The organism is Exiguobacterium sp. s7 (genome assembly GCF_018618195.1).
Taxonomy (GTDB): Bacteria; Bacillota; Bacilli; order Exiguobacteriales; family Exiguobacteriaceae; genus Exiguobacterium; species Exiguobacterium mexicanum_A.
Genome location: NZ_JACSLO010000003.1, coordinates 171,346 through 196,784 on the forward strand (window position 1 = coordinate 171,346; position 25,439 = coordinate 196,784).

Below are 25,439 nucleotides of genomic sequence, written 5' to 3' on the forward strand. Positions count from 1 at the left end.
AGTCCTCCTTTAGAAAAAACAGGCCAACTCGTACGAGCTGGCCTGTTGATTATGCACCGATGACGTCTTGAATATCAGACTTCAATACGTCGGCTTTCGGGCCGTAGATTGCTTGGACACCGCGGTCTTTCAAGATGAGACCCATGGCGCCGTTCTTTTTCCATTCGCTCTCTTCTGAGACGAGCGACATGTCTTTGACTGTGACACGGAGACGCGTCATGCAGGCATCGACGTCTTCGATGTTCTCTTCCCCACCGAGTAGAGCGATAATCCCCATGACCTGTTCGTTGCCTGTCACGTTCGACTTCTCTGTTGTTTCTTCCATGTAGTTCCCGTTACGGCCAGGCGTCGGAAGGTTCATCTTCTTGATAAAGAAGTTGAACACACCGAAGTTCAAGAAGAAGAAGGCAGCCGAGACGAGGAAGAAATTAATCAAGTCTTGCAACAGTCCCGCTTTGACAATCATCGGGATGCGTGTGAGCAATTCAATCGCACCGAACGCGTGGACACGAAGGTCGATGACATCCGCCAAAGCGAAAGCGGCACCGGCCAAAAGCGCGTAGATGACGTAAAGGACTGGCGCGACGAACATGAACATGAATTCGATTGGTTCTGTGACACCCGTCAAGAAGACGGCGAGACCAGCCGACAAGAACATCGGCTTGTATTGCGCTTTTTTGTCTTCGTCGACGTTGCGGTACATCGCGTAGGCTGCACCAATCAAGGCAGCGAATGACAAGATGACTTGACCGACTTTGAAGCGGGCTGGGACGACGTCAGCGAGCAAGGCGTTGTAAGCAGCTGTATCACCAGCGGCGCGCAGGTTAACGAGGTCTGTGACCCAAGCCAACCAGAGCGGATCTTGACCCGCAACGACCGAACCGGCTGTCGCACCTGTCAAAATCGTGTACGTGCCACCGAGTTCCGTGTAGTTCATCGGCACAGTGAGCATGTGGTGAAGGCCGAACGGCAAGAGGAGACGCTCGAGCGCCCCGTAAATGAACGGTGCGAGGACCGGTGCCGTGTTACGTGACGTCGCGATCCATTCACCAAAGCTGTTGAGCGCACCTTGAATCGTCGGCCAAATGATGGACAACGCGATGGCGGCAACGACCGAACCGAGGATGACGACGAATGGCACGAAGCGCTTCCCGTTGAAGAACGAGAGGGCGTTCGGCAATTTGTTGAAGTTATAGAACTTGTTATAAAGGGCTCCACCGAGGAAACCGGCGATGATTCCGACGAACACGCCCATGTTGAGGGCAGGTGAACCGAGTACCGATGTGAAGTAGTCAGCGACGACAAGGTCAGCCCCGAAGAGAGACTGGACTGTCGCTTCCGGGTCTTGGAGCATCGCTCCGTTGACGCCGAAGATGGCGCCTGTGACACGGTTGATCAAGATAAAGGCGATGAGTGCAGCGAAGGCACCACCGGCTTTATCTTTCGCCCATGAGCCACCGATGGCGACCGCGAATAAGATATGTAAGTTGACGATGATTCCCCAACCGAGGTCTTCGATGATGCGTGCCGTCGTGAGCAAGATGCTGACGTCTCCGGCTGACATGCCAATCAATTTACCAATCGAGATCATGAGACCTGCGGCCGGCATGACGGCGATGACGACCATTAAGGCCTTACCGAGTTTCTGCCAAAAGTCGAACGAGATGAGTTGTTTCATGCTATACGCTTCCTTCCTGTACGGAACTTTTTATCTGTCTATGGCGACTGTCAATGCAATCGCTTGCATAGATAATTGTAATCGATTGCATAACTTTGTGCAACCGTTTTCCTAATTTTCATGGATTTTCATAACGAGAGGATATTCGACTCGTTTCTCACCTAGCTTGTCAGTCGGAACGAATCTCGCTACAATACTAAAGGTTGAAAGGGGCGAGAACGATGGGATGGAGACAGACAACATCGGCATTATCAAAAGAAGAGCAAGCGGCATTACTCGATGAATTGTTGCAGTCGGGCCTGTTATTAGAAGAGGATCGACTGCTGTACAGCATGTTGATGCCCGACCGCGTCAAGCGTATGCAGGAAGTGCTGGAGTTACGGACGAACCATATCACGATTTTGACGGAAGGGGTCGATGACCCGCACAATCAGTCGGCCGTGCTCCGTTCGGCGGACGCGTTCGGTGTCCAGACGTTGCACGTCGTCGAGGGACGGGCCAAGTTCAAGCCGAACTCGATTATCGCCAAAAGCGCCGATCGCTGGGTCGACGTGGTCGAACATCCTTCAATCGAGGACGCAATCGATCGGTTGAAGGCGGACGGTTACCAAGTGCTCGCGACGGCACTCAGTGAAGAGGCGGTCCCACTTGAGGACATCGATGTGTCAAAACCGACCGTGCTCTTGTTCGGGAACGAACATCACGGCGTATCGGAACGAGCGCTCGCCAAGGCAGACGGCAATTACTTGATTCCGATGCAAGGATACGTCCAAAGTTTGAACATTTCTGTCGCTGCCGCCATCTCGTTGTACGATGTGACGACGCGGGCGCGCCATGTCGTGACGGACGGATATGGACTGAAGGTGGAAGACAAGCAGCGCATCTTAAAAAATTGGATGGTAAAGAGCCTTCCGAAGCGGTCGCTCGGCGTGTATAAGCAAAAAGGTTTGACCGCTTTTGCGCGTGAGACAGGAAAAACGGAGTAAACGGCGAAAGGTACAGGCGTACGAACAACTTGTCCATATACTGAAAGGGGATGGAAAGATGAGTACGACCAGTTCATTTATCGTGAAAGATGTGACGACGAATTTCAAAGACTACGAAGAGGAATTCTTTAACCTGTACCGAACGCTTTACGGGGACATCGATCAACTGCGTTTTAAAGAACGGCTGTATCGTCATGCGAATCCGCTCGTGTTGCTCGCATTTTCAGATGAGCGCCTCGTCGGCTTCAAAATCGGTTACGAGGCCGAGCCGTATCGCTTCTATAGCTGGGCCGGAGGTGTGCACCCCGAGTTTCAAAAGCATGGCATCGGCCGCAAGCTGATGGACACGCAACTCGAGTGGGTGAAAGCGCAAGGGTTCCATTCGATTCGAACGAAAGCCCGTAACACGAACAAAGGGGTCATCATCTTGAACCTGTTGTGTGGCTACGACATCATGGGGGCGTATACAGAGGATAACGAGCCTCGCATCATGATGGAGAAACAATTGAACTGACCGCTGAGCCGTGGCGCATGCCACGGTTTTTTTGTTGGCATGAAACCAAATGGGGCTGCATCCGTATTATAGAAAAAAGGGGGAGACATCATGGTCCATACGTTTGCATTCGGGGAAGAAGTATACATCGATTCAACAGGGATGGGGGACTCGTTTTTTAGTGGAGTACCAATCATTTTCCCGATATTCTTTTTCCTGATTATCGGTATTATCGTGTTCGCTGTTATTGGAGGCATCGGTAAGCAAGTGAAGACGAACAGTCTATTGAAAGACATGCAACAGTTCGCGTCAGACTTGGCCGACCATCCGAGTGACGAATCGGCAAACCGTCTCGCTAACTACTTGCGAGACGTGACGTCGTTCCCAGTCGAGCGGACACAGATGGAGCCGTTCCGGGTCGCGCTCGGCAGCTATCACTTGATTATGGAGTCCTCGCACGTGCACGACGAGACGAAAGAGCGGGTCGACCGCCAATACAAACGGCTCGGCATCTTGGACGGGGAGAAGTTCGCCGATGAGCCGGTCCCGCGACGCCGTTCGAGCTCACACCATCATGACCACCATAATCATCACATGTAAAAACGCGTCGGGACGTTCCCGACGCGTTTTTGTTACATATAACGACTTGCGTCAAACTCGATTTCGGTCCGATGATTGGCCGACTCGATGGCGCTGGCGATGCGGTTGGCCCGTTTCTCGACGTCACGGGCTTTCAGCCGATACAGTTCCGGGTCATAGAGCGCATGCTTGATGACGCTCGTCCCTTCCCCGTAACCCGTTTGGAACTCGCGTTTCGGACGCTCGGCCAAATCTTGATACATCCGAGCCTGAGCTCGTAATTGAACGGCGAACTCCATCGCTTCGACGAGTGGGAGCGGTCCGTCATTCGTCTCGATGACGGTATGCAGGTTCGCCTCACAGACGAGACGATCAAGACGGCGTAAATCGGTCCGGATTGCCTCGAGCTCAACTTCGATATCCTCGAGTGAACGGGATTGGATCGTCGGGAGCGGCTCATCTTTCTCGAGTTCGATGAATGCGACACGTTCGACTTCTTCGAGCAACCTATCAATCTGCTTCAGAAGCAGGTGTTTCAACTTGATGGCATCTGCCAAGTACATAGGGATTCCTCCTTCTGCTTTTTTTAACCGTACCATACTGCGATTCCTAAAAAAAGGAAGGCGTTACTTTTTCGAGGTGAGGCGATATGATGGAAGAAAGAGAGGAGGTCGACCGATGAACAAGTGGAAAACGCAATGGATCATTGCCATCGTCTTGCTCGTCTTCGGTACCGCGACGTTCCTTTATCAGTGGATCGACTTGCGACCGGGTGAGATTCGCGATTATATCGTTCAATTCGGTTGGCTCGCCCCGCTCGTCTATATTTTACTGTTCACCGTTCGCCCGTTGATTTTATTTCCGACGTCGGTCTTGTCCGTCGCCGGTGGATTGGCGTTCGGGACGCTGCCTGGTGTCGTCTATACGGTCATCGGGGCCACGCTCAGCGCGCTCGTCGCTTACTATATCGCGATTCGCTTCGGTGACCGCTTTCTCCACCATTTCGAGACGAGCAACTATGAGAAGGTGCAGCATAAGATTGAAGAGGACGGGTTCTTCTACGTCTTGATTTTACGCTTGATTCCGCTCGTCAACTTTGACTTGGTCAGTTATGCCTCAGGGCTCGCGAAAGTGAGGCTCCCGGGTTATGTCTTCGCGACCACGGTCGGGATGATCCCGGGTGCGTTCGCCAACAATTTCCTCGGCAGTAGCCTCGCGAGCGGAGACTTTAAGTTAATCATCCTCGCCCTCGTCGTCTTGGTCGTCCTGACGCTCGTCGCGACGGTGTTCCGGGAACCGATCAAACGACAAGTTAATCGCTATAAAAAGAAGTAGGCGCTCCCGTTGAGCGCCTACTTTTTGGTTAACGGTTGTCGACCGTCTCAGGATACAGGTCGTGATTGAACAAGCGATGTTCAGCCATTCTTTCGTATTTCGTGCCCGGTTTGCCGTAGTTGTAGTACGGATCGATCGAGATGCCGCCGCGTGGCGTGAACTTGCCCCACACTTCGAGATAGCGTGGCTCCATCAACTTGACGAGGTCTTTTCCGATGACGTTGATGCAGTTCTCATGGAAGTCCCCATGGTTGCGGAAGCTGAACAAATATAGCTTGAGCGATTTTGACTCGACGAGCTTCTCGTCCGGGATATATGAGATATAAATCGTCGCGAAGTCGGGTTGGTTCGTGATCGGGCAGAGCGACGTGAACTCCGGTGCGTTGAACTTTACGAAGTAGTCGTTCTCCGGGTGACGGTTCGGGAACGCCTCGAGGACGTCCGGTGCGTATTCAAAAATGTATGGGACGCTCTTCTGTCCGAGGAGCGACAAGTCTTGTAAGTCTTCTGGTCTCATAGTTATTCTCCTTAGACGCCACGTTCGTTGGCGTACAGTAATGTGTGCAGCTGCGGCAGGACACGGACACTTTGCCATGACGGGTCGCGGGCGACGTCCTCCCATAGTTCTTTCAAACGACGGAGCTGGGCGTCGGTGATGTCACGGTCCGCACCGGGCTCGGGATTGCCGGCCGATAAGTACATGACGTCCGGGGTGTAGCGCGTCTGTACCGATTTCGCATAGGCGAGGTCGATCTCGTCGAAGACGGCGACTTTGAACGTCATCTGTTCGGGGCGCAGCCGTTCGACGATGGCGTCGAGTTTCTCCCAGTCGGTCGTCATGCCGGAAGATGGTGGTTTCGGGCTGAGCGTCACGTCGTCGATGTCAGCGAGCCAGTCCTGATAGCGGCTGCCTTGCGTCTCGACGGCGAGTTTGACGTCGCGCGCCTTCAGTTTCGTCACCAAGTCTTTCATCGCGGCGATGAGGAGCGGATTGCCGCCCGAGATGGTGACATAGTCGTACACGCCGAGCGCGTCGAGCCGTTCGATCACTTCGTCGGCTGTCAGCATGTCGGGTTTCTCCGAGCCGTCCCACGTGAAGGCGGAGTCGCACCACGAACAGCGATAATCGCAACCGGCGGTCCGGACGAACATCGTCTTTTGTCCGATGGCGCGGCCTTCCCCTTGAAACGTCGGGCCGAACACTTCGAGGACAGGGATTTTCATCAGTCCACCAACCATTCGCGGCGGAACTCGGCGTACGATGTCGGTGTCTCGTACAGTTTGACGAATTCGACGCGGACGTCGCGCTCGTCAGGCAAGTGTTTGGCGAGCTGCTCGAAAATCCAGTAGCACATGTTTTCGGCAGTCGTGTTCATATAAGGTAACGACTCATTCAAATAACGATGGTCGAGGTATGGTTCGAGTTCTTCTTTAAAGATGGCTTTTAAATCGCCAAAATCGAGCGTCATGCCGCGGTTATCGAGAAAACCGCTGATGCCCATTTGCAATTTATACGTATGTCCGTGTAGCGCTCGGCACTTGCCATCGTAATCGAACAAATGATGGGCGGCGTCAAACGTCACTTCTTTGACGATTTGGACGCGGTGCGGACAATAGATGAGCGAGCCGTCTTGTTTGGCTTCGACACTCGTCGGGGCGAGGAATGGGGCGTTCTTCATACGCGCACCTCCTCATACGCGGCGAGGCCGTTTTGACGGAGCACACAAGCCGGGCATTCACCACAACCTGATCCGAGGATGCCGTTATAGCACGTGAGCGTCCGTTCTTTGACGTAATCGAACGCACCGAGTCGGTCCGCGAGTTCCCACGTCTGCTTTTTGTCGAGCCACATGAGCGGTGTGTCGATGACGAACGGATAGTCCATCGCCAAGTTGAGCGTCACGTTCAAGGATTTGACGAACTGGTCCCGGCAATCCGGATAACCTGAGAAATCGGTCTCACATACGCCGGTGACGATGTGATGCATACCGAGCTGTTTGGCCATGACGGCCGCAAAGGATAAGAATAAGTGATTGCGTCCATCGACGAACGTGTTTGGGACGTCCGCATTGTCGATGTCGAGATCGTGTCTCGTCAACGCGTTAGAGGTGAGTTGTCCGAGTAAGGACAAGTCGAGGATGTGGTGCGGGACATCGAGTTCGGCCGCAATCTCTTTCGCGACCTCGATTTCCGCGTCATGGCGTTGCCCGTAGGCGAACGTCACCGCTTCCACATGAGAGAATTGTTGTTTTGCCCAAAATAGGCAGGTGGTTGAATCTTGACCGCCGCTAAAGACGACCAATGCTTTTTCGTGTTGCAACGTGCACACTTCCTTTTTCGCTAGTTTTGATGTCGGAGGAGGTTACGAACTCCGGAGGTCACCCTCGAGCGTTTACTTTACCATAAAAAGACGTTTGACAGGGAAAAGAGAAGCAGGTATAGTAAAGAACATCACTGAAACACTTTCGCGCATAAAAGCGTTTAAGCGGTTAGGTAGAAAATAATGGAACTGAAAGGAGGGGACGTCGATGCAGATGAAAGGAAAAGAGGCTGTATTCGTCGTGCTGATGAGCGGTATTTCCCTGCTCGCACTGATGTTTTTGGCCAAAGCGACGCCACACATGGCGATCTTTGGCACAATGGTATTAATAGGGGGTTACGCGTATTATCGCACGCGTGATTTTAAACGAATCGAAGCCGCGATGATCAGCGGGATCCGTGAAGCCATCATGCCGGTCTTGATTTTACTGTTGATCGGGATGTTGATTGGTGTATGGCAGATGTCTGGTACGGTGGCGACGATCCTCTCCATCGGTTTAGATACAATCTCAGCGCAATGGTTCTTGCCGAGCGTCTTGCTCATCACAATGATTGTCTCGTCGTTCACGGGCAGTGCCTTTACGACGGTCGGTACGGTCGGGGTCGCCTTGTTCGGTATCGGGATGGCGCTCGGGATTTCTCCGGCGCTTGCCGCAGGGGCAATCGTCTCAGGTGCATTATTCGGCGACAAAATGAGCCCATTGTCAGATACGACGAACTTCGCGCCGGCCGTGGCCGGTGTCAAACTGTTCGACCATATCCGTTTCATGATGGGGACGACCGTCCCGGCTTTCCTAATCACCCTTGTTTTGTTCACAATCCTCGGTCGGAGCGGGCAAGCGGCGGATACGACACAAATCGCTGAGGCACAGGCGGCGCTCGCCGGGCGGTTCAACTTATCATGGCTGACTTTGCTCGCGCCGATCCTTGTTGCCGTTCTCGCCTTCCGCCGGATGCCGGTCTTGCCGACGATGCTCGTCGGCATGTTCGCCGGTGTGTTGACGGCTGGATTTGTCCAAGGCAACTGGAACGTCACGAACTGGTTTGGCGTCATGCAGGCCGGCTTCAAGTCAGGCGTTGAGAATGAGACGATTGCGGCCGTACTCGACCGTGGCGGTCTCGAATCGATGCTCTGGTCGGTCAGTCTCGTCTTGATCGCACTTGCGTTCGGTGGATTGCTCCGTGAACTTGGTGTGTTCCAAGCGATCGTCGACGCATTGCTCGAACGGTTGAAGTCACCAGGCAGCTCGGTCTTGTCGGTCGTCCTCAGCTCGATTGGTGTCAACTTGCTCGCGGGTGAGCAGTACTTGTCGATCTTGCTTCCAGGTCAGGCGTTCAAGCAAGGGTTTATCGATCGCGGCATCGATCCCCGTTACTTGTCACGTGCTCTTGAAGACGGCGGGACGGTGATCAACCCGCTCATCCCATGGGGCGTGTCGGGTGCATTCTTCGCGGCCACGCTCGGGGTACCGGTACTTGAATATGCACCGTTCGCCTTCTTCCTCTGGCTCAGCCCGATCTTCTCGATCATTCTCGGATACGTGAAGTTGGGAAAGCAACGTGAGGCGATGCGGATCGCATCATAATTTAAAAGATGTCCTGAATCGTTCAGGGCATCTTTTTTGTGTCTTTCCGTCTTCATTTGAGAAAATGAGACCGAGGAGGGATGACGATGAAACGACTTGATCCATCATTTTATGAGCAACCGACGCTCGAATTGGCCCGTTCGTTACTTGGTCACTATCTCGTCCATGATCATCTCGACGGTCAAATCGTCGGAAAAATCGTCGAGACGGAAGCTTATCTCGGCGCCATCGACCGGGCGGCCCACAGTTTCGGCGGCAGACGGACGAATCGGACCGAGGTGATGTTCGGGTTACCTGGACACGTCTATACGTATCAGATGCATACACACACGCTGCTCAATGTTGTGAGCGGTCCGGTCGGCACGCCGGAAGCCGTCCTCATTCGGGCCATCGAGCCGATTGAAGGACAGGGCATCATTGAGGCGAATCGTCCCGGCATCAAGCGATTCGACCAGACGAACGGACCCGGAAAACTGACGAAAGCGCTTGGCATCACGATGGACCTATACGGACATTCGCTCCAACATGAGCCACTTTATATCGTTGAAGGGAGTGCCATCCCGGAAATCGAGGCCGGTCCGCGCGTAGGGATTCCGAATACGGGCGAAGCACGCGATTACCCGTACCGCTTCTTCGAACGAGCCAATCCGTACGTCTCGAAGTTTCGTTGAATGTTTATGGGCCGGTTAGGTGTGGAACACTCCTTATGTGCATAAAAATAATGAGGGAGTGTTTTCAATATGGCAAAAGTAGCAACGCTAATCACAGATATGTTTGAAGACGTAGAGTTCACGGGTCCACGCGACGCATTGGTGGAAGCGGGGCACGAAGTTGTCACGATTGAAAAGAAAGCCGGTAACACGGTTGAAGGCAAACAAGGCGAGTCGAAAGTCACGATCGACAAAGCAATCGATGACGTGTCGCCGGAAGACTTCGACGCGTTGCTGTTACCAGGTGGGTTCTCACCCGACTTGTTACGTGAAGACGAGCGATTCGTTCAATTCGCGAAAGCGTTCATGGACGCGAAGAAACCTGTGTTCGCTATCTGTCACGGCCCACAACTGTTGATTACGGCGAAGACGCTCGAAGGCCGCGATGCAACCGGTTATAAGTCGATTAAAGTCGACATGGAGTATGCCGGTGCGAAGTATGCGGACAAAGAAGTCGTCGTCTGCCAAGAACAGCTGGTGACAAGCCGTCAACCGGACGACATCCCGGCGTTCAATCGCGAAATCCTTAATCTGCTCAAATAATCGTCTGGCCACGGAATTTCCCGTGGCTTTTTTTGTGCAATCGGGAATAGGTGAATAAGGAGGAGATTTAGATGAAACGAGCACGTTCACCTAGCTAAGTCGGTCGAAACGTTACGTTGCTTGGATGGATGCGTTGGTTCGAGGCGCTCATCCCAGCCTACACGATTGAGCGTCTGTTTTGGGAGTCGCGGACGATCACGATGCAAGAAGTCGTCTATCTCGAAATGCTCTATGCCGTCCTTGTCGTCATCCTCGAAGTGCCGACCGGGGTGTTAGCCGATCGCTTGGAACGCCGACGTCTGTTGCAAATCGGGACTGCACTCGAGTGGGGTTCCTTTGTCGTGTTACTTGTGTCCTTTTCGTTCGGCGGTTTCGCCTTAGCCATCGCTTTGTCAGGCATTGGAGCGGCGCTCCGGAGCGGGGCGGAGAATGCACTGCTCTACGAGACGCTTGAACAGGATGGGAAGACGGAGACGTTCGAGCGCTGGGTCGGCCGATTGAATGTCATCGGAATCGTTGCCGCCGTTCTCGCGGCAATCAGCGGCGCCTTGCTGGCCACACGCTTCCCGTTTGAACTGAACTATGTGCTGTCGATTGTCAGTTTGTTTATCGCGACAGCATGTAGCCTCGGCCTTGTCGAGCCGAGACGAGTCGTGACAGAGGAACGAATGACATGGGCGGATATCGGGGCAGGTTTTCGCTTCGTGTGGCACGACCACCAGCTACTTGCCTTGTCGTCGGTGTTCATCGTGACAATCGGTGCGTTCAACTTCATCGATGAGTTTTGGCAGTTGTACGCCCGTGACGTCGAAGTTCCCATCTATTGGTTCGGAATGATTTCGACTGTCCTGTTGCTCATTCAAATACCAGGGCAACTGCTCGCCCCGGTCCTGTTACACATCACGACGGTCGATCGTTGGTTGCACGGAATCGGTTGGGGCATCGGTCTCGGTTTTGTCATTCTCGGCTTTTTCCCAGGACAAGTCGAACTCGTCTGGATGGCAGGCATGGCGTTTCTTATCGGCATCGTCGAACCGCTCTATCTCGGGGCATTGCATCACCGTGTCCCGTCTGTCATCCGGGCGACGACCGAGTCATCCGTCTCGATGTTGCTGCACGTTAGTATAATCCTCATCGGACTAGTGTTTGTAATCGGGGCCGGTATGACGCTCTTCGTTGCCTTTTTATGGATTGGGATCGTCGTTTGTATGCATCAATTGCTCATCATATTCGTTACTTGGAAAAAGGATGCTTAAGCGAGCATCCTTTTTTTACGCCTCAAGACCGAGGCGGGCGGAGAAGCAACCGTGTATGATAAGAAACAATACTGGAGTAGGAGACAGACGATGGAATGGTATGAGTTACTGATTGGATTTTTGTTAGGGGTCGTCGAAGGGATGACAGAGTTCGCCCCGGTCTCGTCGACGGGGCACATGATTCTTGTGGACGACCTATGGCTCAATTCGAGCAGCTTCCTCGGTCAAGAGGTCGCGAACACGTTTAAAATCGTGATTCAGCTCGGTTCGATTTTAGCGGTCATCGTCGTGTTTCGAAGTCGGTTCAAAGAGTTATTGAATCCGAAAGAATTGCTGGCGATTCGTAACAGCGGGCCGACGAACAAATTGAATGTGTTACATATATTGATTGGGCTGCTCCCGGCCGCTGTGCTCGGGTTGATGTTCGAGGATTATATCGACACACACTTGTTTTCGATCAAGACGGTCTTAATCGGGCTCGTCATCGGCGCGTTCTTTATGATTGCCGCCGATTTGTCAGGCGTGAAGCGTCAGACGACAGCAACGCTCGATGAGATTTCGTACAAGCAGGCGCTCGGTGTCGGCTTGATTCAATGTTTCTCGCTCTGGCCAGGTTTTTCACGCTCAGGGTCGACCATCTCGGGCGGTGTCCTCTTAGGGATGAGTCACCGGGCCGCGGCGGACTTCACGTTCATCATGGCCGTACCGATTATGTTCGGTGCTAGTGCGCTCTCGCTCTACAGCAAATGGGAGTACTTCACGATGGCGACCCTCCCGGTCTTCGTCGTCGGATTCATTAGCGCGTTCTTATTCGCGCTGTTGTCGATCAAGTTCTTCTTGAAGTTGATCAATAAAGTCAAATTGACGCCGTTCGCCATATATCGCATCATGTTGGCGGCTATCATTTACTTCTTGTACTTCTAAGAAAAAAAGCGCATGTCAGCACATGCGCTTTGAAACCAATGATCCATCAAGTTCGTATAACCAAGTAGAGGTGAGAACATGGAACATATCGTTGTCGTATTGGGAACGTTGATTGGCCTCGGGGCTGTCGGTGCACTCTTGTACATGACGCGTCTCGCTTACGAATCATGAGAACGGATAGTGATAGAAACGCTCACGTTGGAGTAACTCCATGACGTGGGCGTTTTCTGCGTTGTCGATGGCCCGCAGCAATCCTTCCGTCTGAGAGCGGTGGGCGAGCAACGCCTCGCGTTTCGCGGCACTCTCGTCGCCGACTTCGATGAGGACGTGCGGCTTTCCGAGTTCCGCTTCGGTGCGATGGTCAAAGGCGACGCCTAAAAACTCTGGACGACTCGCTTCATCCATCTCTTGGAGCGCTCGAACGACCGCTCGTGCTGTCGCCTCATGGTCGGGATGGACGGCGTAGCCCGGGTAGAAGGAAATGACGCGGGCCGGTTTCACTTCTTCGATTAACGCGCTGAACCGTCCAGCGAGTTCCGCTTCGTCTTCGAACTCGACGGTCTTATCGCGGAGTCCCCACATGCGGAGGTCGTCGATGCCCATGACGGCACATGCTTCCTCGAGCTCATGCTTGCGAATCTTCGGTAACTCTTCCCGTGTTGTGAAAATCGGCGAGCCCATGTTGCGGCCCATCTCACCGAGTGTCAGACAGACGTACGTGACCGGGAAGCCGTTCTTAAGGTGTTGGATGATCGTCCCGGCCGAGCTGAACGCTTCATCATCAGGATGCGGAAAAATAACGAGTAACGGTCCATTCATTGGCTTTCCACCTCCGAGGCTCCTTGTGGGAGCGGTTTGATATCTAAGTGTAAGGCGCAGGCGAGGCGACCGAGCCGGTCATGACCGGCGAGCAGGAGCTGGTCCCCATGCTGTTCGTAATCGGTCAATCCTTCGACGTAAAGCCAACCGTGATCGAGCTTCAAGCCGACCCGATATGGACCGTTGCCTTTGATTTGGCCGATGCTGTATTCGATGACGACGTTCCGGATGAACATGCCGGCGTTATGAAAGTCAGGGTCGTTATGCGTCGCATACGCCCCGTTCGTCGTCTCGACGTGGACATAGAGCGGCATGGATACATGCGCGTCCAAGTATGTCTGGATAGTTGTAGGTTGAATCGATTTCACGCGGTTCCCTCCAATGGAAACGATGACCCGAGACATACGTCCCGGGCCACCCGTTAAGATTGTGTTGCTAGTTTTTTACGGTAACCGGTATGGTTCGTCGGGCCAACGTATTGGTTGAGGCGGAACGAGTGACGGACCGCTTCAGTGATAAACTCTTTTCCGATTTGGATGGCCTCGTCGACCGAGTGACCGTTCGCGAGTGAGGCCGCGATCGCTGACGAGAACGTGCAGCCGCCGCCATGTGTGAAGGCAGGCTCGATTTTCTCGCTCTCAAGGAGACGATACTCGTTACCGTCGTAAAGCACGTCGAATGCTGTATCAAACCCGAGCTTGCCGCCGACTTTGACGATGACAATCTCAGCGCCGAGCTCATGGATCAAACGAGCAGCTTCTTTGATTTCATCCATCGTCGAAGGTGTTTTATCGAGACCTGCGAGCATGCGCGCCTCGAACAAGTTCGGTGTGATGATTTTAGCGACCGGTACGAGGTGCTTGCGCATCGCGACCGCGACGTCCGGGTTGAGAATCTCGTCTGCACCTTTACAAGCCATGACCGGGTCAACGACCGCGTTCTGGATGCCGTATTCTTTAATTTTACGAGCGGCGAGTTCGATGATCTCTGGCGTCGGGAGCATGCCTGTCTTGACGGCATCGACACCGATTCCGGCGAGGACCGTATCGATTTGTTTCTCAATCAACGTCGTGTCGATTGGGAATACTTCGTGGTGCCACGCGTTATGCGGGTCTTGAGCCACGATGACCGTGAGTGCGGTCATCCCGTAAACACCGAGCTCTTCCATCGTCTTCAAATCAGCCTGGATGCCTGCACCGCCGCTCGTATCCGAGCCAGCGATCGTTAACGCTTTTTTCATTGTCATAGTCGTTCAATCCCCTTTGTCTGTTTGGATAGTTTCACTATAACGACTTTTTGACGCTACGACAAATTCCGAGGTCGTTTTCGCGCCGGAATAAGTTTCGAAAATTGATGGCAGGATTTCAATCATATTTGGGGAATAGTAATGAATAGGGTGTAGACCACTTTCAATTGGCTAGGAGGAAAACCGCATGTTAGTGCATAGCTTATGCATTCCGAAGAAAGATGTCGTCACAATCAGTGAAAAGGCGACATTACGCGAGGCGCTCGACACGCTCGAAAAGACAGGCTACCGCTGTGTCCCTGTGCTCGATGAGACGGGAACGTTTTTCCGCGGTAATATCTATAAAATGCATATTTATCGCCACGGGATGAGTGGGGCGAGCCTAGACGACAACGTCATGGAGCTCATCAAGAACACGCAAAAGTACGTCCATGAATCGGACGGTTTCTTCAAAGTGTTCTTCTCGATCAAAGAATTACCGTATATCGCGGTCTTGAAAGATGAGAGCAACGAATTCTACGGGATTTTGCCGCACGGGAAGATGCTCGGCATGCTCGAAGAGGCATGGAGTCGTGACACGGGGAGTTATGTCGTCACAATCGCACTCAGTGAGCAAGCGGGGGCGCTTGAGAAGATTACGAAAATCATCAGCAAATACTCATCGATTGCCAGTCTCATGACGCTTGATGCCAAGAGTAAAGTCTTGCGCCGGGTATTGATCACGTTGCCGCCTGATTGCGACGAGCCGAAGAAAGACAAAATCGTCGCGAAACTCGAACAAAAAGGGTTCCGCGTCGTCGAAGTCGAGAATTTAAATAACTGACGAAAGGCCTTCCTCGATGCGAGGAAGGCCTTATTCAATCCAATCGTTTTTCCATCCGGATATCCGGCCAAAATTGACCGTCCCAGTACGTGAACGCCTCGATACGGGCAATCTCCGTGTAGCCGACCTTTCGATAAAGGTGATGAGCCGCTTCATTGAATCCAAACACACCGAGCTCGATGCGAGGCACATTTTGTGCACGCAATCGTTCTTCTAACAGGGTCAGGGCCGTTGTACCGACACCTCTCCCGCGACCGGTCGGCTCTCCAATCACGAGTCCGAGCCAGGCGCTTCCGCGTTCGTTGTCGTACAGATGCGGGGTATCATAGATGATATTCACCTCACCGACGAGCACGTCATCTGCGTAGATGAGGAAGATGTCATGGGTCCGGAGGCGGTCCGTCAAGTCCTCGACCGTCATGTGATGTTCGGCGGCGAGTTCTTCCTCCGAGCGGACGGGACGAATCAAATGGACGATTGTCGGGTCGTTGTTCCAACGGTTGAACGTTGCGGCGATGGCGTTCGACGCTTTCAGTAAAGGGACGAGCGAGATGGTCATCCTTTCCCCTCCTTTCCGTGACACTCTTTCGCGTTTAAGGGGGAAAATCCTTGTTTTACTCGACCGGCTTCAAAACGTTCAAATGACTCGGTAGTACTTCAAACGTGAGCGGCAGCTGCCCGCCCGTGTCGCCGTCAGCATTGACCGGAAGCGATTCTGGTGAGTCGACATGCACGCGTTTCGTCGTGAACGACGTGACGCTGTCCGTTTCTTTCAACTTGCCGGTGAACAGGGCCGGTGCGAGTTGGACCGCGTCTTTGAAGCCGAGGTTTTCAAATAAATAGACATGAAGCAAGCCATCGTTCAACTCAGCGTCCGGTTCAAAGTTCTCAAACCCGCCGACCGAGTTCGTGAGGGCGATGACGACCAAATAGGCGTCTCCGTCGAACGTGTGCTCATCGGCTTGGACCGACAGCGCATACGGGCTATGTTCGCGGAACGCTTTGATGCCTTCGATCAAGTAGGCGAACGGGCCCCATTTCGTTTTCTCCTCGACACTGACCTCGTCGACGGCCTCGGCGATGAGCCCGATGGCGATGACGTTCATGAAATAGCCATTCTCGTATTTGCCGATATCCATCGGTGTCGGTTGAGCTGTCTTGAGCGCCTCGATGGCATCTGCGGGATCGCTCGGGACGCCGAGCGCGCGGGCGAGGTCGTTGACGGTACCGAGCGGGATGATGCCGAAATCAGGACGATGGTCGGCTTCGGCGAGACCGGTGACGGCCTCGTTCAGTGTCCCGTCGCCACCCATCGCGATGACGGCTTTATATTGTTTCGATGCCGCTTCTTTTGCGAAATGGGTGGCATCGTCAGCTTTCTCCGTGAACCGGACATCGACGTTCCCGTAACGCTCACGTAAGACTTCCTCCGCTGCCGCGGCGTGTTCTTTCCCTAACTCTTTCCCAGACGATGGGTTGACGATTAACATGACTGTATCCATCAAAGCACATTCTCCTTTTCACACTCAGATATTGTCATCTATTCCCGTCATATGACCAGACTAGTCATAAAAAAAACAACACAGATGTGTTGTTCAGTAGTGCCGGAACGCCGACATATCAAGATGGCTCGCATCCGATTCGTCGACGGCGAGTTCAATCTTCAAATGCTCATGGAACGGTGAGTCAAACGCGCCCATGCAGGCGACCGGTTCATGGTCCGGGACGGGGGACTTGCGTTTCGTTTTGACGAACAAATAGTCCTCACGCGCCAACGTCAACAAAAAGCGCTCGACCGCATGGGGTTCGCGCGTGACGTTCGGCCATGGTAAGTGGTTGAACAATAAAAAGACCGCGCCTTCTTTTTCGAGCGCATAGTCTGGGGCGATCCCTTCCCGGTTCAACAACTCGATGACCGTACTCAAATAGGCTTGTTTAATCGTCAATGAAATCTCGTAATACTCACGCATACCGTCCACCCTTTCTAAAAATCGCAATAATTCCATTCTATACGTTTCAGACAGGGGCGACAATGAAGAAGTTTCTTGACGAAGCGTTTTTCCCACCGTATACTGCTCATGTCCTGCTATACTAAAGGTAAATGATGAACGAATTGAGGTGAAACCGACATGATTGAATCACTCGAATTGAAGGCGTGGATCGTTTTAGCGCGGGCGATGGACGCGATCAGTGACCGTGTAAAGGACGATTTAAGACGCCACCAATTGAATTCAACAGAGTTCGGTGTTTTATCCGTATTGTATAAACGAGGGGATACCCCGCTCCAGCAAATCGGAGATCAAATTTTGATTACGAGCGGCAGTGTCACATACGTGATCGATAAGCTTGAAAAACGTGGCTTGATTGAACGTGTGGCTTGTCCATCTGACCGACGCGTCACGTATGCTTCGTTGACCGAAGAAGGCAAGCGTTTGATGGACGTCGTCTATCCCGAACATATCGAAATCTTTAAAGACATTTACGGCCCACTTAGTGAAGAGGAGACGGAAATGCTGATCGACCTATTAAAACGGGTCGGTTATAACGCGGCAGGCAAATGACGCCTGCCGGTTTTTTTTTGACTCATTTATCTTGAAGTTAAAATAATTGACTGTGAGATATACAGATGATATAGTTCAAACTGTTGTTACAAATAGAGATTACTTTTATGGAGGAACCCATTATGAAAAAGGTATTATACGTATCTGCTAACCCGAAACCGACAGAATTGTCATACAGCAAACAAGTCGCTGAAACATTCATGACGACACTCACGAACGAGAATGCGTCACTCGAAGTTGAAGCGATTGAACTTTACGATGTCGATGTCCAAGAAATCGATGGCGACGTCCTCAGCGCATGGGGCAAATTCGCATCAGGCGAAGCACTCACAGACGTCGAAGCGGCTAAAGTCGCAACAATGAACGGTATGCTCGAGAAGTTCATGGAAGCTGACATGTATGTGTTCGCGACGCCAATGTGGAACTTCTTCTTCCCAGCACGCATGAAGATGTTCCTCGACAGCGTCTTGACGGCTGGTAAAACATTCCGTTACACAGAGCAAGGTCCAGTCGGTCTTCTCGAGAACAAACAAGCGATCCACATCCAAGGTACGGGTGGCATCTACACGGGTACGGACCTCAACTTCGCAGACGCTTACCTCCGTCAAGCGCTCGCATTTGTCGGCGTGACAGAAGTGACGACACTTCCAGTTGAAGGAATGAACCAATACCCAGACAAAATCGAAGAAATCGTTGCTGACGCAAAAGCGAAAGCAGAAGCACTTGCGAAAGAAGTCGCAGGCGCAGTCACAGTATAATTGTCAAGGCGAGTCCAATCGGGCTCGTCTTTTTGTGTGCCATCGATTCGGGTATGATAAGACGGAAAGGGGAGAAGAACATGGGAGAACAGTTATCAAATCGCCTGCTCGGCGATTGGAGTGAAATCATCGCGACCGAGATGAGCGAACCATATTTTGCCGAGCTAAAGACGTTCGTCGATGAAGCGTATGCGACATCGACCGTCTATCCGGAGCGAGAAGATATTTGGAACGCGTTCGTCTATACGAAGTTCAAGGACGTCAAATGTGTCATCCTCGGGCAAGATCCCTATCACGGACCGAACCAAGCGCATGGACTCAGTTTCTCGGTCCAAGACGGCGTCCGCCTTCCGCCGTCACTCCGTAATATCTTTAAAGAATTGCAGGACGATGTCGGCTGTCCGGTCCCGACCAGCGGCAATTTGGAGAAATGGGCCCGACAAGGCGTGCTATTGCTCAACACCGCCCTCACGGTCGAGGCAGGCAAGGCTGGGTCTCACCGCGGGAAGGGCTGGGAACAGTTCACCGACTCCATCATCGAGCGACTCGGGCAGCGTGAAGAGCCGATCGTGTTCGTCTTATGGGGGAACGACGCGAAGAAGAAACAGAAATGGATTGGCCCGCAACATGCCGTCTTGACGTCGGTCCATCCGAGCCCGCTCTCGTCCCATCGCGGCTTTTTCGGATCGAAGCCGTTCTCGCAAGTGAACGCGAAGTTGAGTGAGTGGGGACAACCTGAAATTGATTGGTGTTTGTGACAGTCTGCAGATGCGGACTGTTTTTTTGTTGACGACATTCAAACGGTCTGTTATCGTTACTACCAACAAGATACTTTATCGCTTAAAAGCACATGTGCATAGAAGCATAACTGTATAACAGTATAAAAGCGATGACCGAACCGAAGTAGAGACATCTTCCCTGGCCCAGAGAGCGTGTGGTGCTGTGAACACGCCCAAAGGATGAATCGAATTACAGTTCGCGAGCTCTCACGTGTTGAGCGGTCCCCCGTTATCGGAATAGAGTGACTAGACGTCCGTCTAGTAATCAGGGTGGTACCGCGGCATCGTCGTCCCTATCGAGTGAATCGATAGGGACTTTTTTACGTTCAGTCAATCAAAGGAGGAAACATCATGCTCACACAAATCATTCCACGCCATTTGGCCCCACATATTTCGCCACAGTTCTACGACGAGTATACGCCGACGGATCATGCTGTCTGGCGCTTCGTCTTGCGACTGAACTTGCACACGCTTGAAGGGAAGGCCCACCCGTTCTACATCGAAGGGTTGAAAAAGACGGGCATGGGGCCAGAGCGTCTCCCTGACGTTGAAAAGATGACCGAAGAGATGCGAGAGGCCGGTTGGTCGACGGTCGCGGTCGATGGACTCATCCCAGGCGTCGCTTTCTTTGATTTCCAAGGCAACGGCATGTTGCCGGTCGCGACCGATATTCGTAAAGTCGAGAATATTTTGTACAGTCCGGCACCAGATATCATCCACGAGGCGGCTGGTCATGCACCGATGTTGATGGATCCGGAGTTCTCCCAAATCGTGAAGCGGTTCGGACAGCTTGGAGCGAAAGCGTTCATGAATCGTGAAGAACACGCCTCGTTTGCAGCACTGAAACGATTGACCGTCGTGAAGGAGAATGCGAACTCGACGGACGAGGAGATCGCGGCAGCCGAAGCGGCGGTTCATGCGGCCAAAGCCCAAGTAACCGGCTTCTCTGAAGCGCAACAAGTCGCTCGCATCTTTTGGTGGACGGTCGAGTTCGGTCTCATCGGTGAGGTGGACAACCCGCTCATCTACGGGGCAGGACTGTTATCATCGGTCGGGGAGAGCCGTCATTGTTTGACTGACGCCGTCACGAAACATCCGTTCAATTTAGAGCACGCACTCGAAACGAAACAGGACGTGACGAATATGCAACGCGAGTTGTTCGTCATCCCGGACTTTGAAGCGTTGAAGGACGCGCTAGACGAACTCGAGTCACGGATGGCGGTCAACCAAGGTGGAATCGCCTCGCTCGAGAAAGCGCTCGCGTCGGGCAGTCAATCGACCGTCCGGCTTGAAGACGGGACGGACCGCGTCGGTGTGATTCGTCACGTGACACGCTCCGGGGCCCATGCGCTCGTCCAGTGGGACGACTGTGTGAACGTCAATCACGGTCAATTGACGAACTTACAGAACCACGGCGTACTCGTTCTCGATGGACCGCTTCAAGACGTATTGGCGACGGCAGAGATTCGACTGGACGGACGCCTCGTCAGCGAGACGACGGAAGCGTTACAGTTCGAAGACGTCATCGTCACGATTGAAGACCGGCAAATCCATCTCACGACACTTGAAGTGAGACAAGACACGCTCCCATCGATCTTCCCAGGCACCGAGATTGAAGAGCTCATCATCTTGGAGAAGCCGGTCCAAATCGAACGTGACGCCCGTGTTTGGACGAACGATGACCCGATGTTCAATCGAATTCGCAATATGCGGGAGCAAGGCGAGTCGATTGATGAGCTCGTGCCGACGATTCTTGCTGATCATCCCGATGCTTGGTTGCTCCACATCGAATGCTTGGAGCTCGTCGAGTCTGATGCGCTTCGACAGGCGTTGACGGAACGGTTGCACGCGTTACGTGAAACGTCGCCATCGCGTCATGAGTTGATCGGCCGCGCGCTCGCATTGCTCAACTGACAAAAATAATCCCCGCCCTATCATGGGCGGGGATTATTTGTTAACGTGTCGTTTCACGCAAGAACGTGATTAAACGGCGATACGTGGCACTGGCGGCTGGCTTATCCATTTCGAAATGGTAGTCATGGCCGAGCGCATGTTCGTTTCGGTCGTAAAAGACGCTCGTGACGTCAGTCCGACCTGAGAGGATCGTCGCAAATTCTTTCGCTTGCGTTTCGAACGAACCGGTGTTGCCATCGGTGATAAACGTCGGAACGAACGTGGCCGGGATATTTACGAGCGGCGACGCTTCCGCGACGACCGGCAAGTCTTCCCAATTGTACGTTCCGAAGTAAGCCCAACCAATCCGTTTGAACAAGAAGCGGTTGACCGCCTTCGATGACTCGACGATGCTCCGTTTCAAATCGTACGGACCCGACATGAGAACCGTGCCGAGAATCGACGATTTCGGGACGATTTGCTTCACTTCGGCAGACGGTGCGTAGCCATCGTTCAATTGGATTCCGACGAATTGGGCCACAAGTTGGGCCCCGTTCGAATCGCCCGCAAAGAAGACGCGGTCGAGGTCGAGACGGAAGCGGTCATTGTTTTCCGCGATATACGTGTATGCTTCTTCAAGCTGCTGGAGCGGGACGGGGTACGTGACGTCTGGAGCGAGCGCATAATTGACGCTGACGACGTTGTAGCCGTTGCTTGCGATCGACGTCGCATACTTGAAGACGTCGGCCTTATCGCCACCGACGAATGAACCGCCGTGCACCCAAAAGATGGTTGGGACAATCTGCTTCTCACCTTCGTAGCGAATCAAGTCGAACGTTCCGTTCTCGTAAGCCGAATGATAGTCGATGTCTTTACGGACCGACGTTTTTTGTACGACTTCCTCGAACCCTTTAATGGCCACTTCGTTCCCGCCGGCAAATGAGGTTTTGACGAGGCGTGAGGTCGGTTTCGGGGACAAGAATACATAGGCGGCACCGGCGACAGCCGTGCCGACGAGTCCGAGTCCCGCCCGTTTCAATCCTTTATTCATCGTAATTCCTCCTTGAATTCAACCTGAGTTGTCCGTTTATCGATCGACGAGGACAGTTCCCATGAACGTTTCGATAACGTGCGCGATCCCGTCTTCATTGTTTGATTTCGTGATGAAGTCGGCTTTGCCTTTGACCGTTGTGTTGGCGTTGCCCATTGCGACCCCAAGCCCGGCCCATTCAATCATCGTCAAGTCGTTGTTCCCGTCTCCGCAAGCGATGACGTGGGCTTGCTCGATGCCGACGTGCTCCGCTAAGAAGGCGAGGCTCGTCCCTTTCGTCACACCGGCTTCCGTAAATTCGAGGAAGAACGGTTTCGAACGGGCGACGGCGAGTTTGCCTTCGAGTTCGACTTGGAGTTTCGTTTCAATCGGGGCAAGCGTGTCGCCGTCACCGAGCATGAGACATTTGACGACAGGCGTCGTGACCGCTTCTTTGAAGTCGGCGACATGGATGACCGGCATCCCCGTCAATTCACCTTCGATATCAGTATACGGGTTCGGTTGATCGGTTACGATTTCGTTACCGATGTACGTATGAATCGCGATTTCTTCCCGGACACTGATATCATGGAGATGGGCGACCGTTTCCGGAAGCAACGTACTCGAGAAGATTTCTTCATTCGTCTCACAATTGATGATTGAGGCACCGTTAAATGAGAGAATATAGCTACCATATTTGGCAAGTTCGAGTTCACGGGCGGCATCCCACATCGCGTATGTCGGGCGACCGCTCGCGAGCACGACTTTATGTCCGCGTTCTTGTACATCTAGCAAGGCAGCTTTCGTCTTGGCGGAAATCGTGTGATCGCTCGTGAGGAGCGTATCGTCCATATCTAAAACAATCATCTTGTAACTCATAATGGTAAGGAGTCCTCCTTCAGAATCTAATGACTCCATCCTAATACGATTTGAGGTCAATTGACAACCTTGTCGCAAAAACGTAACTATTAAGAAGTAGTGAATTTCAGAAGAGGTGGAATGATGAATCGAATATTAGTAGCCGAAGATGAGCATGCGATTCGCAGCTTTATCATCGTTAATTTAAAGCGGGCCGGATTCGACGTCTTTGAGGCGACGAACGGACGCGAGGCGGTCACGGCGTTTGATCGTGAACCGTTCGATGTCGTGTTATTGGATGTGATGATGCCAGAGATGGACGGTTTTGAGGCATGTGCGGCCATCCGTGATTTAGATGAGAATGTCGGCATTATCATGCTGACGGCGCGCACACTCGAAGAAGATAAAATCGAAGGACTCGGCCGAGGGGCGGACGACTACATCGCCAAGCCGTTCAGTCCCGGCGAACTCGTGGCGCGGATTCAAGCACTCCTCCGACGTGTCGAGAAAGTGAAACGAAAAGAGAAGAAGCGATTGAAGTCCGGACCGTTCGCCATCGACTTGGCAGCGAAGCAAGTGACGAAGTATGGGCAGTCGATTGATTTGACCCCGACCGAATACGATTTGATTTGTCACCTCGTCCAAAACGAGGAAGTCGTCTTATCACGTGACGCGCTGTTAGATGCCGTTTGGGGCATCAATTACTTCGGGGACAGAAAGACGGTCGACGTCAACATTCGTCGCCTCCGTCAAAAAATTGAAGATGATCCGAGCCACCCGGCTTATATCGAGACACTGTGGGGGCACGGGTACAAATGGCGGAGACATGACGGATGAAGCAACAGCTCGTCATTCGGATTATGCTCGTCATGACGTTCGTGCTCGTCTTGCTCGTGAGCGTCTTGTCGTACGGAACGTACCGCTACTACTATGAATATGAATCAGAGGCCTTACTTAGCCATGCGACGACGAGTGCCTATCTCTATCCCCAGGCGCAAGTCGGTTTTGAAACACCGAGCGCGTTCTCGGTTCTCGTCCGGACGTTCGGGTATCCAGGCACCGATTTGACGATTGTCGACCGGACCGGTCAAATCATTAAAACGACGGGACAGCGGGCGCAGCAGGCGGCCTTCACACCGGAACAACTGCAAGACCTCGCCCGCGGTGAGTCCATCGTCCAAGATTACGATGCGGAAGGGAACCACTATTTGTCGGTGACGAGTCCCATCATCACGGACGGCACGAGTGAATTCGCCATCAGCTTCACGCGGCCGCTCGCCGATCTCGATACGTTGATTCGCGAGATTTGGATGGCTGTCGTCATGATTGGCGTCTTGATTTGGCTGGTCGCGCTCTATGCCGTCATTCGGATTGCAGACCGCTTCGTCCGACCGATTCGAGACATCATTGAGACGGCTGATGAGATGGCGCAAGGTGATTTTGACGTCGAAGTCTATTCCAATGAAAAACATGAGCTCGGGGCACTGGCCCGGACGCTGACGTATTTAGGAGCGAAAGTGCAGCAGCATCAATCGACACGAAATGAATTTCTATCAAACGTGTCGCACGAGTTGCGGACGCCGCTCACTTCGATCAAAGGATGGACCGAGACGATTCGCGGCGGGGACGAGAAAGTGTCAGAGGAGACCGAGCTCGGTTTGAGCATCATCCATTCGGAGACGGAGCGGATGATTGGGCTCGTCGAGCAGTTGCTCGATTACACGAAAATTGAAGAGAGCCGGCTCGTTTTGTATCGGCAAGAACTCGACCTCGTATCGCTGTTACGGAAAGTGACGATTCAGTTGAAACAGTCGCTCGAGGATAAACAGATCACCCTCATCGAACGGTACCCCCAAAAATCGATTGGACTGTTTGATGAGAACCGGTTGAAACAAGTATTTTTAAACTTACTCGAGAACGCCATTCGCTTCTCACCCGAAGGTGGGACGTTGACCGTACGGTTCGTGCAATCGGAGCGGGTCGCGTTCATCTCGATTATTGACGAGGGGCCTGGTATCTCACGGGATCACCTGCAACGCATCACGGAAATGTTCTATCAGGCGCAAGTGACGAAAGGCAGCAGTGGTCTTGGTCTCGCGATTGCGAAGGAGTTGATCGAGGCGCACGAAGGAAAGCTCGTCATTGAAAGTGAGGTCGGTCATGGGACGACGGTGACTGTTTTGTTGCCGCTCGATCCGAGCGAACTGCATTAAAAGGGTTAAACCTTCCGAATTCAGGATACATGTAATTGTATGTAGAATGA

General features: G+C 52.8%; 30 protein-coding genes and 1 other annotated feature. Of the genes, 16 read left to right on the forward strand and 14 right to left on the reverse strand.

The features are described 5' to 3' along the window. Positions 1-49: 49 nt before the first annotated feature. Positions 50-1,678: a PTS transporter subunit IIBC gene (locus KNP79_RS05925; protein WP_215191557.1), complete on the reverse strand. Its 1,629-nt coding sequence runs from the start codon at positions 1,676-1,678 to the stop codon at positions 50-52. A 221-nt stretch (positions 1,679-1,899) separates the two neighbouring features. Between KNP79_RS05925 and KNP79_RS05930 the strand changes: the two genes are divergently transcribed. From KNP79_RS05930 to KNP79_RS05940, 3 genes are all read left to right on the forward strand, one after another. Next, the gene (locus KNP79_RS05930) at positions 1,900-2,664 is read left to right on the forward strand and encodes a TrmH family RNA methyltransferase (RefSeq protein WP_114164885.1); all 765 of its coding nucleotides are present in this window, start codon (positions 1,900-1,902) and stop codon (positions 2,662-2,664) included. Positions 2,665-2,722: 58 nt separating this feature from the next. Continuing rightward, on the forward strand, positions 2,723-3,178 hold the full coding sequence (locus KNP79_RS05935; RefSeq protein ID WP_021068095.1) for a GNAT family N-acetyltransferase: 456 nt from the start codon (positions 2,723-2,725) through the stop codon (positions 3,176-3,178). A gap of 90 nt (positions 3,179-3,268) precedes the next feature. Further along, on the forward strand, positions 3,269-3,757 hold the full coding sequence (locus KNP79_RS05940; RefSeq protein WP_215191559.1) for a hypothetical protein: 489 nt from the start codon (positions 3,269-3,271) through the stop codon (positions 3,755-3,757). 32 nt (positions 3,758-3,789) lie between these two features. Here KNP79_RS05940 and KNP79_RS05945 read toward each other — a convergent pair whose 3' ends face one another. Further along, positions 3,790-4,299 (reverse strand): hypothetical protein, encoded by a 510-nt coding sequence (locus KNP79_RS05945; protein ID WP_215191561.1) that lies wholly within the window; start codon positions 4,297-4,299, stop codon positions 3,790-3,792. Between the two features lie 115 nt (positions 4,300-4,414). Here KNP79_RS05945 and KNP79_RS05950 point away from each other — a divergent pair, with 115 nt between their 5' ends. Continuing rightward, complete coding sequence (locus KNP79_RS05950; RefSeq protein ID WP_138860076.1) at positions 4,415-5,071, forward strand: TVP38/TMEM64 family protein; 657 nt, start codon at positions 4,415-4,417, stop codon at positions 5,069-5,071. Positions 5,072-5,099: 28 nt separating this feature from the next. Here KNP79_RS05950 and queF read toward each other — a convergent pair whose 3' ends face one another. From queF to queC, 4 genes are read right to left on the reverse strand one after another with little or no spacing between them, the layout of a single operon-like run. Next, complete coding sequence (gene queF, locus KNP79_RS05955; RefSeq protein ID WP_021068099.1) at positions 5,100-5,588, reverse strand: preQ(1) synthase; 489 nt, start codon at positions 5,586-5,588, stop codon at positions 5,100-5,102. Positions 5,589-5,599: 11 nt separating this feature from the next. Continuing rightward, on the reverse strand, positions 5,600-6,295 hold the full coding sequence (queE, locus tag KNP79_RS05960; RefSeq protein ID WP_251132891.1) for a 7-carboxy-7-deazaguanine synthase QueE: 696 nt from the start codon (positions 6,293-6,295) through the stop codon (positions 5,600-5,602). Then, positions 6,295-6,750, reverse strand: a complete 456-nt coding sequence (queD, locus tag KNP79_RS05965; protein ID WP_021068101.1) for a 6-carboxytetrahydropterin synthase QueD — start codon at positions 6,748-6,750, stop codon at positions 6,295-6,297. The genes queE and queD overlap by 1 nt, the downstream gene beginning before the upstream one ends. Continuing rightward, positions 6,747-7,391, reverse strand: coding sequence for a 7-cyano-7-deazaguanine synthase QueC (gene queC, locus KNP79_RS05970; RefSeq protein WP_034780758.1), 645 nt, complete (start codon positions 7,389-7,391; stop codon positions 6,747-6,749). The genes queD and queC overlap by 4 nt, the downstream gene beginning before the upstream one ends. A 208-nt stretch (positions 7,392-7,599) precedes the next feature. Between queC and nhaC the strand changes: the two genes are divergently transcribed. The 5 genes from nhaC to KNP79_RS05995 all read left to right on the forward strand — a co-directional run bounded on the left by nhaC (position 7,600) and on the right by KNP79_RS05995 (position 12,409). Next, on the forward strand, positions 7,600-8,976 hold the full coding sequence (nhaC, locus tag KNP79_RS05975; protein WP_034780760.1) for a Na+/H+ antiporter NhaC: 1,377 nt from the start codon (positions 7,600-7,602) through the stop codon (positions 8,974-8,976). A gap of 80 nt (positions 8,977-9,056) precedes the next feature. Beyond that, on the forward strand, positions 9,057-9,647 hold the full coding sequence (locus KNP79_RS05980; protein WP_138860072.1) for a DNA-3-methyladenine glycosylase: 591 nt from the start codon (positions 9,057-9,059) through the stop codon (positions 9,645-9,647). Between the two features lie 69 nt (positions 9,648-9,716). Continuing rightward, entirely contained in the window at positions 9,717-10,229 is a 513-nt protein-coding gene (locus KNP79_RS05985) for a type 1 glutamine amidotransferase domain-containing protein (protein ID WP_034780765.1), read from the forward strand. A 116-nt stretch (positions 10,230-10,345) separates the two neighbouring features. Next, a complete protein-coding gene (locus KNP79_RS05990; RefSeq protein ID WP_251132892.1) occupies positions 10,346-11,485 on the forward strand; it encodes an MFS transporter in 1,140 nt (379 codons plus the stop codon). A gap of 90 nt (positions 11,486-11,575) precedes the next feature. After that, complete coding sequence (locus KNP79_RS05995; RefSeq protein WP_215191565.1) at positions 11,576-12,409, forward strand: undecaprenyl-diphosphate phosphatase; 834 nt, start codon at positions 11,576-11,578, stop codon at positions 12,407-12,409. A gap of 165 nt (positions 12,410-12,574) precedes the next feature. Here KNP79_RS05995 and bshB2 read toward each other — a convergent pair whose 3' ends face one another. Genes bshB2 through pdxK form a run of 3 tightly spaced genes read right to left on the reverse strand, consistent with a single transcriptional unit; the run spans position 12,575 to position 14,474 of the window. Continuing rightward, positions 12,575-13,228 carry a bacillithiol biosynthesis deacetylase BshB2 gene (gene bshB2, locus KNP79_RS06000; protein WP_215191567.1) on the reverse strand — a complete coding sequence of 218 codons (654 nt, stop codon included), beginning with the start codon at positions 13,226-13,228 and terminating at the stop codon, positions 12,575-12,577. Next, on the reverse strand, positions 13,225-13,596 hold the full coding sequence (locus tag KNP79_RS06005; protein ID WP_034780768.1) for a YojF family protein: 372 nt from the start codon (positions 13,594-13,596) through the stop codon (positions 13,225-13,227). The genes bshB2 and KNP79_RS06005 overlap by 4 nt, the downstream gene beginning before the upstream one ends. A gap of 53 nt (positions 13,597-13,649) precedes the next feature. Next, positions 13,650-14,474: a pyridoxine/pyridoxal/pyridoxamine kinase gene (gene pdxK, locus KNP79_RS06010; protein WP_034780769.1), complete on the reverse strand. Its 825-nt coding sequence runs from the start codon at positions 14,472-14,474 to the stop codon at positions 13,650-13,652. A gap of 187 nt (positions 14,475-14,661) precedes the next feature. On the opposite strand from pdxK, the gene cbpA reads away from it, so the two are divergent. After that, positions 14,662-15,297: a cyclic di-AMP binding protein CbpA gene (cbpA, locus tag KNP79_RS06015; RefSeq protein WP_034780770.1), complete on the forward strand. Its 636-nt coding sequence runs from the start codon at positions 14,662-14,664 to the stop codon at positions 15,295-15,297. Between the two features lie 34 nt (positions 15,298-15,331). On the opposite strand, the gene KNP79_RS06020 is transcribed toward cbpA, so the two are convergent. The 3 genes from KNP79_RS06020 to KNP79_RS06030 form a co-directional block, all read right to left on the reverse strand. Beyond that, on the reverse strand, positions 15,332-15,856 hold the full coding sequence (locus KNP79_RS06020) for a GNAT family N-acetyltransferase (protein ID WP_215191569.1): 525 nt from the start codon (positions 15,854-15,856) through the stop codon (positions 15,332-15,334). Positions 15,857-15,911: 55 nt separating this feature from the next. Next, on the reverse strand, positions 15,912-16,799 hold the full coding sequence (locus KNP79_RS06025) for a diacylglycerol/lipid kinase family protein (protein WP_034780782.1): 888 nt from the start codon (positions 16,797-16,799) through the stop codon (positions 15,912-15,914). Between the two features lie 93 nt (positions 16,800-16,892). Continuing rightward, positions 16,893-17,267 (reverse strand): hypothetical protein, encoded by a 375-nt coding sequence (locus KNP79_RS06030; RefSeq protein ID WP_034780785.1) that lies wholly within the window; start codon positions 17,265-17,267, stop codon positions 16,893-16,895. A gap of 159 nt (positions 17,268-17,426) precedes the next feature. Between KNP79_RS06030 and KNP79_RS06035 the strand changes: the two genes are divergently transcribed. The 4 genes from KNP79_RS06035 to KNP79_RS06050 all read left to right on the forward strand — a co-directional run bounded on the left by KNP79_RS06035 (position 17,427) and on the right by KNP79_RS06050 (position 21,309). After that, positions 17,427-17,858: a MarR family winged helix-turn-helix transcriptional regulator gene (locus KNP79_RS06035; protein ID WP_034780788.1), complete on the forward strand. Its 432-nt coding sequence runs from the start codon at positions 17,427-17,429 to the stop codon at positions 17,856-17,858. Positions 17,859-17,980: 122 nt separating this feature from the next. Further along, positions 17,981-18,616 (forward strand): FMN-dependent NADH-azoreductase, encoded by a 636-nt coding sequence (locus KNP79_RS06040; RefSeq protein ID WP_029596264.1) that lies wholly within the window; start codon positions 17,981-17,983, stop codon positions 18,614-18,616. Between the two features lie 80 nt (positions 18,617-18,696). Further along, on the forward strand, positions 18,697-19,374 hold the full coding sequence (locus tag KNP79_RS06045) for a uracil-DNA glycosylase (RefSeq protein ID WP_215191571.1): 678 nt from the start codon (positions 18,697-18,699) through the stop codon (positions 19,372-19,374). 122 nt (positions 19,375-19,496) lie between these two features. Next, positions 19,497-19,693: a binding site (T-box leader), on the forward strand. A gap of 53 nt (positions 19,694-19,746) precedes the next feature. Next, complete coding sequence (locus KNP79_RS06050) at positions 19,747-21,309, forward strand: aromatic amino acid hydroxylase (protein WP_215191573.1); 1,563 nt, start codon at positions 19,747-19,749, stop codon at positions 21,307-21,309. A gap of 40 nt (positions 21,310-21,349) precedes the next feature. Here KNP79_RS06050 and KNP79_RS06055 read toward each other — a convergent pair whose 3' ends face one another. Together KNP79_RS06055 and KNP79_RS06060 are read right to left on the reverse strand one after the other, a co-directional pair. Then, positions 21,350-22,339, reverse strand: a complete 990-nt coding sequence (locus KNP79_RS06055; protein WP_215191574.1) for an alpha/beta hydrolase — start codon at positions 22,337-22,339, stop codon at positions 21,350-21,352. A gap of 36 nt (positions 22,340-22,375) precedes the next feature. Continuing rightward, entirely contained in the window at positions 22,376-23,197 is an 822-nt protein-coding gene (locus tag KNP79_RS06060) for a Cof-type HAD-IIB family hydrolase (protein ID WP_021068121.1), read from the reverse strand. Between the two features lie 123 nt (positions 23,198-23,320). On the opposite strand from KNP79_RS06060, the gene KNP79_RS06065 reads away from it, so the two are divergent. Next, a complete protein-coding gene (locus KNP79_RS06065; protein ID WP_034780802.1) occupies positions 23,321-24,013 on the forward strand; it encodes a response regulator transcription factor in 693 nt (230 codons plus the stop codon). Continuing rightward, complete coding sequence (locus tag KNP79_RS06070; RefSeq protein ID WP_214754904.1) at positions 24,010-25,389, forward strand: sensor histidine kinase; 1,380 nt, start codon at positions 24,010-24,012, stop codon at positions 25,387-25,389. The genes KNP79_RS06065 and KNP79_RS06070 overlap by 4 nt, the downstream gene beginning before the upstream one ends. Positions 25,390-25,439: the final 50 nt, after the last annotated feature.